Annotated in this window: 10 protein-coding genes; 2 read left to right on the top strand and 8 right to left on the bottom strand. The window is 47.4% G+C overall.

Going from position 1 to position 16,852, the window contains the following annotated elements; genetic code table 11:
- Positions 1-341: 341 nt before the first annotated feature.
- Positions 342-494 carry a hypothetical protein gene (locus ACXAH1_RS20100; protein ID WP_475199078.1) on the bottom strand — a complete coding sequence of 51 codons (153 nt, stop codon included), beginning with the start codon at positions 492-494 and terminating at the stop codon, positions 342-344.
- 467 nt (positions 495-961) lie between these two features.
- On the opposite strand from ACXAH1_RS20100, the gene ACXAH1_RS20095 reads away from it, so the two are divergent.
- Entirely contained in the window at positions 962-2,674 is a 1,713-nt protein-coding gene (locus tag ACXAH1_RS20095; RefSeq protein ID WP_475199076.1) for an alkaline phosphatase D family protein, read from the top strand.
- A gap of 78 nt (positions 2,675-2,752) precedes the next feature.
- On the opposite strand, the gene ACXAH1_RS20090 is transcribed toward ACXAH1_RS20095, so the two are convergent.
- From ACXAH1_RS20090 to hrpB, 4 genes are all read right to left on the bottom strand, one after another.
- Entirely contained in the window at positions 2,753-3,094 is a 342-nt protein-coding gene (locus tag ACXAH1_RS20090; protein WP_475199073.1) for a hypothetical protein, read from the bottom strand.
- Between the two features lie 579 nt (positions 3,095-3,673).
- Entirely contained in the window at positions 3,674-3,853 is a 180-nt protein-coding gene (locus ACXAH1_RS20085; RefSeq protein ID WP_475199071.1) for a hypothetical protein, read from the bottom strand.
- Positions 3,854-4,164: 311 nt separating this feature from the next.
- Entirely contained in the window at positions 4,165-5,823 is a 1,659-nt protein-coding gene (locus ACXAH1_RS20080) for a sensor domain-containing diguanylate cyclase (protein WP_475199070.1), read from the bottom strand.
- A 236-nt stretch (positions 5,824-6,059) separates the two neighbouring features.
- Positions 6,060-8,495 carry an ATP-dependent helicase HrpB gene (gene hrpB / locus ACXAH1_RS20075; RefSeq protein WP_475199154.1) on the bottom strand — a complete coding sequence of 812 codons (2,436 nt, stop codon included), beginning with the start codon at positions 8,493-8,495 and terminating at the stop codon, positions 6,060-6,062.
- Between the two features lie 297 nt (positions 8,496-8,792).
- Between hrpB and ACXAH1_RS20070 the strand changes: the two genes are divergently transcribed.
- Positions 8,793-9,344: a metal-dependent hydrolase gene (locus tag ACXAH1_RS20070; RefSeq protein WP_475199067.1), complete on the top strand. Its 552-nt coding sequence runs from the start codon at positions 8,793-8,795 to the stop codon at positions 9,342-9,344.
- 96 nt (positions 9,345-9,440) lie between these two features.
- Here ACXAH1_RS20070 and ACXAH1_RS20065 read toward each other — a convergent pair whose 3' ends face one another.
- The 3 genes from ACXAH1_RS20065 to ACXAH1_RS20055 all read right to left on the bottom strand — a co-directional run bounded on the left by ACXAH1_RS20065 (position 9,441) and on the right by ACXAH1_RS20055 (position 16,762).
- On the bottom strand, positions 9,441-10,370 hold the full coding sequence (locus tag ACXAH1_RS20065; protein ID WP_475199064.1) for a diguanylate cyclase: 930 nt from the start codon (positions 10,368-10,370) through the stop codon (positions 9,441-9,443).
- Positions 10,371-10,475: 105 nt separating this feature from the next.
- On the bottom strand, positions 10,476-13,205 hold the full coding sequence (locus ACXAH1_RS20060; RefSeq protein ID WP_475199062.1) for a CHASE domain-containing protein: 2,730 nt from the start codon (positions 13,203-13,205) through the stop codon (positions 10,476-10,478).
- Positions 13,206-13,273: 68 nt separating this feature from the next.
- Entirely contained in the window at positions 13,274-16,762 is a 3,489-nt protein-coding gene (locus ACXAH1_RS20055) for an ATP-binding protein (RefSeq protein ID WP_475199060.1), read from the bottom strand.
- Positions 16,763-16,852: the final 90 nt, after the last annotated feature.

Below are 16,852 nucleotides of genomic sequence, written 5' to 3'. Positions count from 1 at the left end.
CGCAAATTCACTTTATGGTACAAACGGGTTGGATCTAATGTGATAGCGTATTATTGAATAATAGATTTAGTGACGCTCTCAACCGTCTTCATAACATCCAGTTTGAGTTGTTCAGCCACCACCAATACGTTTAGTTTCCTTGAGGGCTAATTTTCCTTTTTGATTTAGATTTTTTATCTTTTGTTTTATAAAAGATAATTCCATCTAAATTTAATTTTATATTACCCTCACTAACCAAAACCAATAAAACACATAAAACAAAAACTTGTCAAACACTTTAACGATAAAAAACGGGCTGTATAAAATACGCTTCAACGCCCGTTTAATACAACATTAAATAATTACATTTCCGGGATAATACCACACCCGCTTACACAACCCGTACAAGGCTTAACCGGCGCACCACCAGCAACCTGGGGTGTTAACTCTTTCGCAAATGGTTTGGCATTATTAGATAGAGTCGCAAGATTCTTTTTGTTTAGTTTAAGTTTCATTTAAATCATCCTTATTTAGTAAAAATAACACTGAAAAGCAATAGACAACAAGACTAAATCAGCAGAAATAAATTACCCAACAAAAACAAAATTAGCAATGAAAATATTCATAAAAATTGATTAGAAACAAATAAAGAACCATTGCAACAAAATAGATACAAAAAATAAGGTCTCATAAATCATCCCCTCATTACACATACGGCATTAATTAATTTTCCACATCAAACTGACAAGAAAACACAACAATAAAACGCACAAAGCATCAGAACATGATTTTGACATAAAGTTGAAAGCATTTTTTCACATCTCGTCTCTAAAATAGCGCCTTCTCAGCAGGAAGAGAACGACCCGAGCACCAACACACTACAATTAGCAAAGGCAATCTGGGTTGAATTAACAAAGGAAATACAAACAGAATGTGCGAGCACAAACGTGTCGCGCTGCTTACGTTAATACCAGGTAAAACAATGAAAAAAATACGCTTATTACTTAGCATCAGCGCTGCACTCAGCAGTTTCCACTCTCTTGGTGCACCTGAGGTACATTACGACCAATGTCAGAGTACCTTTAGCTATCTGGGTGCCAGCTATCAGGGTACCACCGATAAAAATAACTCAGGTAGCCAATGGTGTTACCTGAAGCAAGCCACTGACGGCTCTAGCTGGGGTAATGTCAGAGTTGAGACCATTCCAGCGTTTACCACAGTCACAGGAAAAAGCTGTAACCTTCCCTCCAACTATCAGGGAGAGCAATTTTATGGTTGTACAACACGCAATCATAGTGCCCCCTGGTGCTATGTTGATGAACAAGGTAGCTGGGAAGAGTGTGCCACCGAAGAGCCTGAACCACTCATAAGCCACACTCACCCTCAACCGAACAAACGCCTTGACCGGGTTGCACTGGGTTCTTGCTTTAAAACACAGGGCGATATGCCTGAAGCGCTGGCACGCCTGATAGGACACCAACCCGATTTATTCTTCTGGCTGGGCGACAATATCTATGCCGACACCACAGATATGAGCACCATGAGGCAGAAATATGATGATAAGAAACGCAATATTGAATATCAAAAATTTCTGGCAGCCGGGATCCCGGTCATGGCGACCTGGGACGACCACGACTTTGGTCGCAATAATGATGGCAAACACTACCCTAAACGTGCACAAAGCCAGCTCGAATACTTAAGACACTTTGATGCGCCCGCAGATGATCCCAGACTAAATGGCCGGGCGGGCATTTATGAAGCCAAAATGCTGGGACAGAAAGGCGAGCAAACCCATGTCATAACACTGGACGCGCGATATTTCCGCTCTCCCACCTTTTCTAATTATGGCGCATGTGAAGGCGACGCCACGACGATACTTGGTGAGCAACAGTGGCAATGGCTGGAACAGGAGCTCAACAAGCCCTCTGAAATAAAGCTCATTGCCAGCGGGATCCAAGTCCTTCCCCCCTTATATCAGGGTCGCAGTCGTAACAGTTACTGTGCATATGGTGATGGTAAAAAGTTTGAGCAAGCACTGAGTAACCTGCAAGAATCAGAGATGTCAGGCACCAGCTATGAGTCCTGGGCAGAGGTTCCTCTGGAGCGAGAACGCCTGTTACGATTAGTACAAAAATCAATCAATGCAGGCAACGCAAAGGCCGTGATTTTCTTATCCGGCGACCAGCATTGGGGTGAACTACTACAAAAAGATATCCCCGCCAGTACAGAGCACGGTAAAATGGCCAGAGTCTATGAGGTAACAGCTTCCGGGTTTGGTCAAAACTGGCCCTATCATATTGAGAACCCGCTGCGCTTGCCTGTATACGCAGATACCAAAGGAGATGGCAACTATACCAAGCAATGTAAGTTTCCAGCCAAGTACGCTGCCGTGACCTATCAGGGTTGTATTACCCGGGACCATGATAAGCCCTGGTGCTACACCGAGGTAGACGAGAATGGCAATGGCATAAAAGGTGAATGGGGTAACTGTGCGGCCAGTGGTGCGACGATTCCAACCGGCCAGGTTGGTGTAGTCAGCAAAGATATTGCGGACCTGACTACCAGCAATCGTCACCTGATCAACAAATCTGGCAGCAACTACGGCATGCTAGATATAGACTGGCAAAAACGCACCATTAAGCTGTCGATAGAAACTGCGAAAGAAGAAGCCGTGTCGACAGTCATTAATTTCTAAAAATGTACAACACAATCCATATGCTGACCTGATGAGCACAGGTCAGCATTGTCTATAAAACCCTATTATAGAACCGGGTTACTTGACGACCTTGAGGCCCTGCCTCAATACTGAAGAAGACACAGGCATGGCGTTATCTGCCGCCCTGGCACGAAAGGCTCGGGCTCGGTCATGTGCACTGCGAACCGCATCACATTGCGCGATAATATCTTCTTCATCCAGTGCATCACCTAAATCCATAACGATCCGATACGCCGATTCATATAGTTCTTGTTTAGCATCTTCTTCAGCCCGAAAACGCATAAAGAAATTCTGCACTTTTTTCTCGGGTCCATGTAATTCAGTCCCCTGAATACACGCCCCTATCATAATGGCAAGCAATAAAAATAGCGCAATAATTGTCAATGCTAACAATAGCATGCTTATGCCTCCTGTCTGATCCGCGATTCCATAAACTTATAGAATGGATACTTGGCAACAATTAACCAGATCATAATATTGGCGCAAACGGTTATTGGACCATAAAACGCATAAATTGTATTGCTTTCAAGGAAACCTCTCAATATTAATTGTAACGCATTCAACAGAACCAGTAAGAAAGTAATATATAATGTATAGCGTGCAGCCTGTGTGAACAAACAACCTCGGATCAAGTGCACAATATACAGAGTAACCGCATAAGAAACCCCGCAACACACCAAGGTGAAGTAATATATCTGGATCTTTATCTGCAAATCGATTTCCAAAGCAAGGATAAATGATGCCAGTTGGCCACTTGTTATATTGAAAATCAGACACGTCAGAGCAGTCAGGAAACATGAATGAAGTTTATGATCTGAGATTGTTTTAAGACTCGCTTTTCCACCGAACAGAAGATTTAACCTGTACTGCTTGAAGTAATACAACAAATATATAACAACCATCAGCTGTAAACATCGTAACGTCCATCCCGTTACTAGATAAAACTCACTCATGTTTTGTCCTTTATATAGCGCGACACTAGCAGTATTGCGACGACAAAGTACTCTGCTCACAGTCTCTGGGCTGGTCGCCATCAGAAGTTATGCCGCCAAATACCTTAGCAAGTTGTTTTTTTGACAAGCCATAACCGTTTAACTGCTTCAATTTCTTTGCTTTCACATTTAAACGATGGTCGTTTTTCTTGGTAGTAGCTTTCATGGGCTTTTCCTTTCATTTCTTATTGAATAGAACGATCTCAGCCACCTGCCGCAATCATGTTAAACAAGCACAGCTGGATATTCAACTTAAATTTAACACAAAATTAACCAAAAGAAGTAAGATCAGACATAGTTAGCAGGGACGTTTAAAGCTAAGTTACCATGAAAATATTAATATTAAAGACATTGTAAAAAAACACAATCCACTAAAATGCAATTTAGGAACTCAGTGGCAAGCACCTACTGCGCTTACCAGAAGGTAGCCATACCAGGCCGCTCGGGTGATGTTTACAAAAAAGAGTAGCTTGAAAGCTAGGCATGAAGCTCCCCTTGGAAAATGCGCACTCGGTTACGACCTGCGCGTTTTGCATCATAAAGTGCTTCATCCGCCTGTTTTAAAAGTATTTTTCCACTGTCCATACCGGGTTGGTAAAATGCCACACCAAAACTGGCTGAAATGGTAAACAAGGTATCTTTTGCGGTAAAGTTTAGTTCAGTCAGATCGCAACGCAGACGTTCCAGATAAACAATCACTTTGTCCTGTTCACATTCAGGGATCAAAATGCAGAACTCTTCGCCACCAATACGCGCGACCAAATCAGAGCTGCGACTCGACGCCAATAAAAACCGTGCAACCTCTTTAAGCACTTCATCACCCATATCATGACCCCATTGGTCATTGATCTGCTTAAAATAGTCAATATCGAGCAAAACCAGCGCAAACAAACACCCGTAACGGGATGAACGGTCCAACTCCTGCTCAAAACGCAATGTAAAAAAACGTCGGTTAAACAGGTTCGTCAATGGATCCTGGTTGGCGGTCTTTTCCAGCAAAGCATTCGCCTTAGTGAGCTCCGCCGTACGTTCATCAATTTTGTCTTGCAGGTTATCATTCAGTGCCCTGAGTGTGCGCATCATATAGCTAAAGTGGGCAGTCAGCTCACGAACCTCTTGCCAGCCACGCGTGACCCTTGGTGGATCGCTCAGCTCCCCCTCATGGGTTACTTTTTCGATATAGGATTTGAGGTTCTCAATGGGCTGAGAAATGTAAATCGACAACCCAATACCCACAATCACAGCCATTAACACAATACCCAGCTCAGCGGCATAGATAACCGTTCGATTGGCATAGACCATGGCATTCACTTCGCTTTCATCCATTTTGGCCACCAGTCCCCAGCCCAACTGTTCGATGTAACGAGTTGATGCGAGCACGGGGACGCCACGATAGTCAGGGGACTGCTCCAGGACGAGTTCATTTCCAGACAAGGCTTGTATAATGGGCACAGTGCCTTCGGTAAAGGAGACTGTACGCGTGAACGCGGCTTTAGGGTCGTACTTGAGAGGCGTCGCAAACAGGGCGTCGCCATTGCTGTCCTGTACAGCAATAAGCCATTCCCCAGTCTGACCCAAACCGGTTCGGTCTCTGACCAGTTGATTAAGGAATTGAGTCGAAAAATTCACCTTAACATAGCCTACCAGTCGTCCGTCTAACAACAAAGGCGCCACACGGCTTAACTGCACCTGCCCATTATGCTGTTCCAGACGTATGGGACGATCTTCAAATTGTGCAGCTGCCAGGCTATCGAGCTTTTCAAACCCATTGGTTGCAGTAACAAACTGTCCCTGACTATCAAACACGCCTATGCTCTTAAGGTAAGACCTGTCTATGGCGGCATCATTAATGATCCGGGTGATTTGCGCCTGGTGCTGGGTTTCCTGCGTGTTATTCCACAACGCCAATGATCGGCGCAGCTGCGTTCTGCTGGCTATTTGCGCCACATTGTCGTTTGCGCGTTCTACGCCAGCAAGGATCCGCAGTTTGGCTATTTGTGAAATCGCACTCAGATTAGACTTAACCTGCTCCCGATACTGCACGCCCGTGTAACTGTTGAGAGAGTACAGTCCAATAAACAGGGGTAATGCCGTCACTACGATAAAGGTTGCGATAAGCAGGTGTTTTAATTTCACATGCGCCCGAAACACTGTGTGATAGATCTATTCAGAATAGCACAACCCCAAAACATTGCGAGAATCACAACAATACATACTGTGATTCAACCATCATTGGTTTAAGTAATATGGCGACGGGAAGCAACCCCAATACACATCGAAACAACGACATTCTCTGATGACAAAAGCGTCGCACTGACGCCCGGTACGCGATGAATTAAAGCTGCTTTTGAAAACAACCCGCCAGCCAGGGATCACATACGGCTCTTTACCCGATTCGTTGCCTGAGCCGTTGCCGGATCATCTGGCCAAAAGTGCTTAGGATAGCGTCCTTTCATCTCTTTTTGTACTTCACGGTAACTGGACTGCCAGAAATGCGCCAGGTCTTGGGTGAGTTGCAACGGGCGCTGCGCCGGAGACAGGAGTTCCATCAGTACCGGCAGACGACCCTCACATAATACCGGACTATGACTCATTCCATATACTTCCTGCATTCGCACCGATAAACGGGCCGGACCATCAAGCTGGTAGTGAATACGTATATTTGATCCGCTTGGTACAGTGACTCGCTGAGGTAATAACGCATTCAGACGCTGCTGTTGCGACCACTCCAGATTGCTTAACAAGGCAGCGTGTAAATCAAGCTTTTTTAACTGGGGAAGTTGTTTCACATCGTTCAGATAGGGCGCAAGCCAAACATCCACCTTTGTCAGCAAGCTGGCTTCATCAATTGCCTGAAACTCCTGAGGGTATAGCGCTTGTACTAACGCCATCCGGGTCAATAAGTCTTCACAGTCCGCATAGTCTTTAAACATCGACAGACCTTGCTGGCGAACCAGAGTCAGCCAGGCCTCAGTTCGTAACTCAGTGTCTATCGGGCCGGGCGCAGGCTTCACGGTATAGATCCAATGTCCCAGATACAGTCGTTGCTCATGTACAAACTGTCCTGATTTTTGCTCAAACTCACATACATCACGTTCACAAAACAAATGAGGCAAGGCGTTTTGAACATGTTTGGGCTCAAAAGCAGTTGCGCTAAATATCTGCTGACCTTTATGTCCGCCTAAATCGGCAATTGCCAGGTAGTTGGCATCCTGCCAATATTCCTTGTGCGCACTCACACCGGCCCCATTTGCCAGCACCCAGCCCTGCCCACGACGTTTTGCCAGGCGGTCCGGAAACGCCAGCGCAACCACCAGCGGTAAATGCTCTATCGCCAGTTCACCAGATCTATGCTGTAACTGTGCGCGGCGTAACCAGAATAACAGTTGCTGGCGAAACGCAGGGTGAGGGCGAGAAGCTTGCTGCTGCAGGGCAACGCTGAGTTCAGCGGATGCCGATATCCGGCTCTCTAATAGCGCAACAAAATAACAGCCAAGCTCTACAATACCCGGATATTCAGCTTCCAACTCTTGTGACTTTAATAACATATGCCCGAAGCGAGGATCCGTCCCCAGCGACTGGACCTGTTTGCCCAATGGCGTAACCCGTCCACGATCATCTATCAGCTCAAGAGCGCTTAACAGCTCATTCGCCTTTGCAAGCTGCGCATCTGTGGGCATATCCAGTAACGCCAGTTCGTGAATTTCGCTGCCCCACACTTTAGCTTCAAGCATCAGACCACTCAGATCACTACACAGAATATCAGGCCGGTCATGGGCATCTCGACGTTCAAACAACGCCTTACTCCCCAACCGATAAACGACCCCGGCTTCAATACGCCCTGCCCGCCCCGCTCGTTGCACCGCGGAGCTACGAGAAATAGACTGGGTTATCAGTTCACTTACGCCTGTACGCAGGTTGTAATGCGCTGCCCGCCGCTTGCCACTGTCTACGACAACACGGATACCTTCTATCGTCAATGAGGTTTCGGCTACATTGGTAGTAAGTACCACCTTACGCATTCCTTTAGGTGCAGGTGCAATGGCAGCCTGCTGAGTTTGCTTATCCTGCTCCCCGGATAATGTTGCTAACAACAGATGTGGTTCAGCAACAATCGTGTCCTGAAGTGCATCGGATACATATCGAATCTCTTTCTGCCCAGGTAAAAACACCAGTACACTGCCAGTCTGATCACTGAGTGCCTGACGCACTATGGACGGGATTTGCTCTAGCCAGCGGCTTTCATCTTTGAGCGGGGTATATATCTCATCAATCGGAAAGCTACGTCCGTCGGAGCGCACTGCCGGGCAATCCAGAAATTGCTGATATCGCTCACTATCCAGAGTCGCCGACATAACCAGTATACGCAGGTCGTCACGCAAAGCCTGTTGTGACTCCAGTGCAAATGCCAATGCCGTATCTGCTGCTAAAGAGCGCTCGTGAAACTCATCAAAGATAAGTAAATCGACCCCTTCCAACTCAGGATCTGCCTGAAGTAGGCGTGTTAACGTGCCTTCAGTCACAACTTCAAGCTGGGTACGTGCGGAGACTTTCACTTCCTGGCGGATCCTGAGACCCACCCGCTCACCGACAGCCTCATTCAGTTGCGCAGCCAGAAAACGGGCAATATTACGTGCAGCCAGTCGCCTGGGTTCCAGCATTATGATGCGCTTAAAGTGTCCATCCAGCATCAGTTGCAACGGCAGCCAGGTCGACTTACCCGCGCCAGGTGGCGCTTGCAACAGGACTCGGGGTTGCGTAGTGAGTTGCGATAGCAGTTGATCATAAACGGCCTGGATAGGTAGCACTGTACTCATTTTTATTGCTTTGTATAATCTAATATGGGGCTAGTTTATACTAACCCATTCAAAAAAGTGACTCATTCAAAGCTAGTAGTCGTGCAGGCGCCCTCAGGTTTTGTATTATCTAAAACCGCAAAATGTCTGTAGCTTTAATCTGGGTAGCCCTCGGCAAAGCTCAGCGTTGGCCTGAAAAAGTGGACAGCTACTTGTTTGAATGGGATTACCCCTGCCATGTAACATGCTGCGTAATCTTAGTCCGACGCCGCGTTGCTAAATAGACAAACACAACCACCAGAGGAATACATGACACCGAGTGGGCACCTGATGATGAGCTGGCTATGCGGTGCCAGTACAGTCTCAACGAAGCGAGAACGGATACTTATCACTTTAGCGGGCTTGTCCCCTGACACAGATGGCATCGGCCTGCTGGCTGACTGGCTCACAGGCACAACGAGATTCTATCACCAGTGGCATCATGTTTTAGGCCATAACCTGCTGTTTGCGCTTAGTATCGCAACTTGTGCAAGTTTACTGGCTCGAACCCAAAAAATGTGTGTATGGCTGATGTCATTTTTCGCGGTTCATTTACACCTGCTCACCGATCTAACCGGTTCAAGAGGGCCGGGTGGGTATCAATGGCCAATCCAGTACTTATATCCGTTCAATCAGACCGGATACACCTGGCAGGGCCAGTGGGCTCTGAATGCCTGGCAAAATCACCTTATTTGGTTGTTCCTTGCATTGGCCTGTATCGGATACATACGACACTGCAATATTTCATTCTTTGAACTGTTCGGCTCCAAACTGGATGAGACCGCACGCACACTGTGCATCAGAGTATTGTCAAGAAAGTAACGGCTAGCCTTTTAGTAAGTGAACAAAGCGCCTCTGCCATATCAAGCAAAACATTAACTCTGCAAGCAGGTGAATAGTCAAAACTTGAAAGGTTTATTATGACGACACAGCCATACATGCCTGGTATTGGTTGCGGCCAGACTCTTTTGCGTTATACAGCGCGCTATCTGCCTGTTCAATCAGTTCGGCAGGCGTAGCAGCTTTGGTACTTCCTGTACACGACAAGCCCACACTCACAGTCACAAAATTGTGAGGAGAACACGGATGGACAATGGCCAGATCCACTATGCTTTGTACTACCTCAGATGCAAACTGTTGGGCACTGTGTATTGATGTATCTGGTAACAGTACCGCAATTTCCTCCCCCCCATAGCGACAAACCAAGTCTACGGGGCGCCGGGTACACTCAGATACTTGTCTGGTCACGCTTTTTAGTGCTTGATCCCCTTCCAGATGGCCCAGGCTGTCATTGAATTTCTTAAAAAAATCGATATCTATCAGCAACAAGGTCAAGGGCACACGGCGCCGTAAGCTATCTTTTAACAGACGGTCAATTTCGATATCAAAAAAGCGACGGTTATACAACTCGGTCAGACCATCTACAAACGACTGGTTGGTCAGGATATCGGCCTGCACTTTATACTTGAGGTGGGTTGTAATACGTTTCACCAGCGTACTGGCAACGAGCGGTTTTTCAATGAAATCTACAGCGCCTGCATCCCAACATTTTTCCTGTACTTTTGGCTCCTGGTTTGAGGTGATAAAAAGCAGTGGAATATCGGCAAGTTCAGGTTGTGCCTTGAGCGCTTTGCATGCTTCAAGCCCTGACATGCCTTCTAAATTAATGTCCATAACAATTAAGTCTGGCTTAATTTTATGACACACTTTTAACGCTGTTTCTGCACTTTCAAAGCTGACTGTGCGACAAACTGGCTTTAGTATTCTGCTGACCAGCTTACGGACCAGCTTTGAATCGTCGACCACCAATACCGTACAACTCTCGATACTGTGTACAATTTCAAACATCGAATTCCATCCCGTTTACCTCGGATTCTGCCATTCTCCCCCAACACTAAGACAGGTTAAACAGCCTGAGTTAATTAACGAGGATAACACTACAATCATAGCCTATTATACAGATTTCAACCGACCCAGCGCGTTATCTGGCTGCAAAGCACATTCAGTAATCACTTGCCACAACACTGTTTGCTCAATGGGCTTAGCAATGTAACCATCAAAACCTGCATGCTGATATTTTTGTCTGTCTTCGGTTAACACATTAGCAGTCAGGGCTATCACTGGCAATGTCGGATGTTGCTGTTTTATTAACTTACAGGCTTCAAGCCCATCCATCACAGGCATCTGAATATCCATCAGGACAAAATCAGGGCGCTGGCGTTTTACCTGAGTGACCGCTTCCTGGCCATTTGCTGCCAGCACCACATCCGCGTTACTTTTATCAAGCAAGGCACGGATCACCAACTGGTTAATTTCGTTGTCCTCAGCCACCAAAACCCGAACACCAGACAGCTCAGGAAGTGCCACCAACTCCTCTGAAAAACGCACCTGTGTATTGGCACTTTTTTCTAACGGTAAAAATACCGTAAACACGCTACCCACGTTTTCCATACTTTGCACATCAATACTGCCTGACATCAATTCAACCAGAGAATGGGTAATAGACAAACCAAGACCCGTGCCACCGAATTTTCGGGTGGTTGATTTGTCGGCCTGCTCAAAGCGTTGAAACAAGCGCTCCAGCGCTTCTTTGCCAATGCCCACACCAGTATCGCGCACGGTAAATACCACGCCTGGCTCACCTTGTACTTCTTCAATCTCGAGATCTACACCACCGCGTTGTGTAAACTTAATGGCATTAGAAAGCAGATTAAGTAGTATCTGTCGGATCCTAACGGCATCTCCCTCCCAATTAGCGTGCTCAAAGCTGCCCGTCACAGATAAGTAGATCCCTTTCTGAGAGGCCACCGTTTGCAAATCTGCCTGAATATGGCTGATCAACTCACTCAGGTTAAACGGCCGAACCTCCAACGTCAGCTTGCCAGCCTCAATCTTTGAGAAATCCAGAATATCATTGATAATAGTGATCAAAGCTCTGGCTGAATAAGTCGCTTTTTCCAGGTATTCCTTCGCTCTGCTGGACAGGGGTTCTTCATTCAGTAGCTGTAAAGTGCCATACAAACCGTTCATGGGTGTGCGGATTTCATGGCTCATATTGGCCAAAAATTCAGACTTAGCCCGGGTCGCCTGCTCTGCCACTTGTTTGGCTTCTGCCAGAGCCTGTTCATGCTCCAGTTGTTCAGTCAGGTCATACGCCACCCCCAGAAATCCCACCAGCTGGCCTTGATTATCCTGTAACCGTGATACACTCAGCCGCACGGGGGTGAGTTGTGCGCTCTTTTTAACATAGGTCCAGTTGTTGATGTCATTTTTGCCAAGCCGCGCTTTCGCCACAAAGGCTTCAAAGCCTGACTCCACAGGATAACCCAACTCCTGTGATAGTTCTTCGGCACGTTGAACCACTTCCAGTTCCAGATGAAACACTGCGGGCGTGAGTTTGCCAATCATTTCCTCAGCTTTGTAACCCAGCAATTTCTCGGCCGCAGGGTTAAACACCGTAATGACCCCATCCACGTCGGTTGCCACCACCGAATAGGTCGCACTGTCTAAAATACTGCGCTGTAGTGCACCCACTTGTTCTATTTCAGCGGTTCGGGCCTGAACTTTTTGCTCTAATACGGCATTGGCTTCAGATAGCGCCCTCTCGCGGGTTTCAGACAAGTCCAGTTGATGTGCTTTAGACTGATGTGCACGCAAGACCAGCAATTGCACACAAAATACCACCAGCATCAATGCCAGAGTGATCATGACCGCTTCGCGCAATGCCCGGTATGGGCTGGGTAACCCAAGTCCCTGAATGTAATCGGCCGTAGGGCTAAGTTCGAGCCGCCAGGTGCGACCGTACAACTGCATCACACTATGTGCCCGATACTGGCTGAGCTGTATCTGTGCTTCGCCGCGGCTAAAAAACAAGGTACTGGCCTGGCGGTCTATGTCTTTGACCTTAAGAACCAGGTTGCGTTTAATCCAGGTTAATGAACCCAGTACTTCATCAATTAATATTGGGCTGTAACTCCAGCCCGCAAGTTGCGACATGCGCTCTGCCGGGGTATCTGGTGCATCACTTTGGGTATAAACCGGCATTAAAATCAAGAAGCCATGCTGTACTTTCTGATTGGCCTGCACCAGAGTGATGGGTGCCGTCAGCATTACTTCGGCACGTCTGGCGGCCTCAGTTGCCGCAACCCGGCGCATTGTTTCAGAGCCAATATCCAACCCTACAGCCTGTTTATTGCGCGATTCAGGTTCAATAAACTGGATCACATACAAACTTTGTTCGTGGGGCGTTAGCTGCTTGATATCAAATTGTTTATCAGGGCGTTGCTGTCGCGCATCCTGCACAAACTCCGCTTTATTTTCGAAAGGTACAAACCGGATAAAACCAAATCCCCGGGCACCGGGAAACTCCTGTTCATGATAGCGACTGCCGGCATAACGCTGCATACGCGTGTAGTCAAAGTGCTCTACCCCCACAGTCTGAGTAGCACCGCGCAAGCCTGCCAGGCCATACCGATACAATGCCATCCGCTCTTGCACAGCCTGAGTAAGCTGTGTCAGGTCGGCTGTTACCGCCTCTCTTATCCTCGTATCAATACCTTGTAGATGAGACTGGTGGCTATACCAGCCACCCAAGGTGCCCAACCCCATGACGAGCAATAAAGGCCAAAGCAGCTGCCACAGTGGCCTGCTGTTCTGTTGTGGTGCATCCAGGTGGTTTGTCACATTACTCGCCTTATTTCGCCCCGCCATTGTTTTGAAGTGCCCGGCACTTTGTCCTTTGTGTCGAGTCGCTAACTTTCATTGCTTTGTTTTGAAGCCGGTGACACATTAAACACGTCTTCTTGCAGCACCTGCTCCAGGACCTGATACTGAGCTTCAATGCTGTCGACCAGCGTGTCGTAATCGGCTCCATCTTCATGGCTGGCGCCTTCTTCCAGCTTGGCCAGTAACTGGGTCAGCCGCTGTGCTCCTATGTCTGCGCTTTGTCCGCGCAAGGCATGGCTGATCTGCTTCACCTGAGCATGATCTTGTTTTTTGCTGTGTTCCTTCAGAGATAACAATTTCTGAGGAGCTTTATTATAAAACAGCATACAAATTTGCAGATACAGCTCAGAATCGCCTTGCAAACGTGCAATGGTTCCATCCACCTCAAGCACTTTACCCGACAGTTCAGGCGCCTGCCCAGCCTCCTGAACTGGCACACTCTGCCCAGAGGGGACAGGTGAAGGCGTATTGGCGGGCTGATGTGATGAATAATAATCCTTTGCTGGCTGCTGGTAAGACTTAAACTTAGACAACACATCAAACAACAACTTGGGCTGTATGGGCTTAGTCACGTAGTCATCCATGCCCGCAGCCAGACACCGTTCGCGCTCTCCCGACATCGCATTGGCCGTCATCGCAATCACCGGGATATGACGAAAAGACTCACCCCCTTTTCCTTCCCGGATTAAACGCGTTGCCTGGTAGCCATCCATAGTTGGCATATTGCAGTCCATTAAAACGGCAAATACAGGCAGGTTGTTCTTTTCGGCGTTTAATAGTGCGCTCAGTGCCTCGTGGCCTGATTGGCAGGTCACAACCTGGGTATGGATCCCCTGCAGGATCCCCCGGGCAACTTCCCGGTTGATCTGATTATCATCTACAATCATCACCGTTGCACCGCCCAGGTCGTTCTGCTCAGTACATTGTATGCTGGGTACCATGACCTGATGCTGATTTTTCAGCATCTTGGCAATCGCATCCTGGTCAAAGACCGACAAAAAAGCCCCCAAACGGATAGGTTTAACCAGTTTAGCCAGATACCCCTGTGTAACATTCTGATGCGTAAACTCGCTATACAACACTATGGTTCGTTCATATATAGGGGTATCGACCACATTCTGCATATGGGGGTGGTCATGATCAAGCACGACAAACTCACCATCGCGCTCCACCACAATACCGCCATATTTACCTATCACATGTGAAAGATAACTGTGCTCGCGGGTATCTCTCACATAAAGCTCGAAGCGCCGTCCATCCAGGGTATTTTCATGGGGCTTAGGCTTGGCTGTATCCAGCGCAAACGGCAGAGTAAAATAAAACTTGCTGCCAACGTTTTTCTGCGACTCAAAGCCAATTTCTCCGCCCATTAATTCACAGAGATTTTTGCAAATCGACAGACCCAGCCCGGTGCCACCAAACTCCGCACTGACACCACTGTCTTCTTGCGTAAAAGCAGAGAAAATTTTATGGTGGTTGTGTTTATCTATCCCAACTCCGGTGTCCTCCACGGTCACCGTCAGGAACACTTTACCCTCTTCCTGCGTAGTCTGAGCACGTACGCAAACACACCCTTTGCTGGTGAACTTAATGGCATTGCTTACTAGGTTGAAGACGACTTGCTTAATCCGTCCGGCATCTCCTGCCAGCTCAACAAAGCCAACATCTGTTACGTCCACCACCAGGCTCAGTTGCTTCTCATAGGCTTTTAGCGAAATGGAAGTGACAACATGCTCTACCACTGAAATAGGATTGAGCGGCTCTTGTTCGAGTTCCAGCTTACCGGCCTCAATTTTTGATAAATCGAGAATATCGTTGATCAAAGAGGCCAGTGTCGACGAACTGGTTTCGGTCATTTCCAGATAAGACAGCTGTTTTTTGGTGAGCGGTTCACGACGAATGAGGTTAAGCGTGCCCAAAATACCATTTAGTGGCGTGCGCATTTCATGGCTGATGGTAGAGATAAAGGCACTTTTAACCGCCGAGGCTTTTACCGCCTTGGCTTTTTCTGCTTCCAGCTCTGCCGTGCGCGCTTGTACCAAACGCTCCAAACTTTCGTTGGCACTTTTAACTTGCTGCTCGCTAAGCTTCTCTTTGGTTGTGTCGCGACCAAATAAGGTGATCCCAACCAGATGACTGTCGGGACCGCGTACAGGTGAAACGGTAAAATTTACATGCCGGATCTGGTCTTGTAACGTGTAGCTTTCGTACCAGTCTGTGTCTTTTGTGCCGTCTTCATTTTTGAAGAAAGACACAGCGTCCTGCAAACGATCCATGGGTAACTCAATTAAGTCGGTAATTTTGTGCTGCCGCTCGCTGGCTGCCAGACTGGGGAAAATCAGCAAAGACGCGCTGTTGTAGGTCTGCACATTCAACTGAGTATCAAAACTGATAATAGGCTCATCAGCCCCGTCAATAATAGACTCATAGACCGCCTTGTCTTCCTGATACTGCTCACGATTACGATAAAAAAGTACAATGCCTCCCATAAACAATAGCAACACCAAGGTCACAACAGCCAGCAGCATATAGCTTGACAAGCGTCGCTCATTTAACAGCACCGCAGCCCGCTGCGGCAGGGCAATGGCGGTAATAACCATTTCTTGCCCAGGTCCCTGATAACCGCTGTTTAACTCTCGCTGTATGGCAACCTGCATTGCCAAAGAGCCGTGTTTTGCCGCACCGTCAACCCGCCCTTTTGCCGTGCTGTGTAACCTAAAGTCGTCATCAAACAGACGTGGGTTGGCCAGATCCCGGGTGTAATGAAACACCGGCTCAGGGCCATAAATATAGTGCCCCTGATGATCGGTCAGATAATACTCTGCGGTGTCATCATTGAGCAATTCAATCAGCTGCCGGGCACTGGAATTAAGTACCAATAAACCAAACAGATCGTTGTCTGCATCAAACAAAGGCATGGCGATACGCAGCACAGGGGTAAACGGTCGCTGAACTTTGTTATTCTCAAAATTCAGCGAAATACGCGATGCAAAGTGCATTTCTTCGGACAGGTCCAGAGTTTCCTGAACATAATCTTTATTCGATTTATCCTGCAGTTTGGCTTCAGAAACTCGCGCAACTTTGCCCCTTAGCCTGTCCACCCGGACAAACTCCCGGCCATCCGGCATGATTATCCGCAATTGCAATAACTCGGAGTTGTTATGAATAAGAGATTTAAAGATGGTGGCGATGCGCGTTTTCCATAGTTCAATGGGCTGGCTGTCCTGTGGATCAACGCCATTGTTTTTCAATGCGCGGGCTATGCCCGGAAAAGGCGGGGTGTCTTTCAAAAAGTGTAGATAGCTTAAATCAGCCCGATAGCGCCGCTCAAATTGTTCTGCAATATGCGCTGTATTCAGTTTGAGCTGGCTTTCTACTTCAAGCTGTACTTCGCGTTGCAGCTTGCGCTCAAAGAAAAACAACGCCAGTGCAATCAACAGAAGCAAAAACAGGCTGAACACGCCTGCAAACCAACGCGTTTGCTTACCTTGTTTTGCCGACAGGATCCTTATCATAGTATGACCTTTGCCCCTGTATACAGGGTGTTTTCTAATGGTTTTTTACTGATGTCAGCTCGGTCATAAGCCTGCACAGACTGGCCTTTG

It is taken from the genome of Pseudoalteromonas sp. AWH4_217 (genome assembly GCF_056161105.1).
This window is presented reverse-complemented; position numbering and strand designations above follow the sequence as displayed.

What these genes read in the sequence shown, in the direction of transcription:
- ACXAH1_RS20100 (WP_475199078.1), bottom strand. Translation starts at nt 494, where the DNA reads ATGAAACTTAAACTAAACAAAAAGAATCTTGCGACTCTATCTAATAAT.
- ACXAH1_RS20095 (WP_475199076.1), top strand. Translation starts at nt 962, where the DNA reads ATGAAAAAAATACGCTTATTACTTAGCATCAGCGCTGCACTCAGCAGT.
- ACXAH1_RS20090 (WP_475199073.1), bottom strand. Translation starts at nt 3,094, where the DNA reads ATGCTATTGTTAGCATTGACAATTATTGCGCTATTTTTATTGCTTGCC.
- ACXAH1_RS20085 (WP_475199071.1), bottom strand. Translation starts at nt 3,853, where the DNA reads ATGAAAGCTACTACCAAGAAAAACGACCATCGTTTAAATGTGAAAGCA.
- ACXAH1_RS20070 (WP_475199067.1), top strand. Translation starts at nt 8,793, where the DNA reads ATGACACCGAGTGGGCACCTGATGATGAGCTGGCTATGCGGTGCCAGT.
- ACXAH1_RS20065 (WP_475199064.1), bottom strand. Translation starts at nt 10,370, where the DNA reads ATGTTTGAAATTGTACACAGTATCGAGAGTTGTACGGTATTGGTGGTC.
- ACXAH1_RS20055 (WP_475199060.1), bottom strand. Translation starts at nt 16,762, where the DNA reads ATGATAAGGATCCTGTCGGCAAAACAAGGTAAGCAAACGCGTTGGTTT.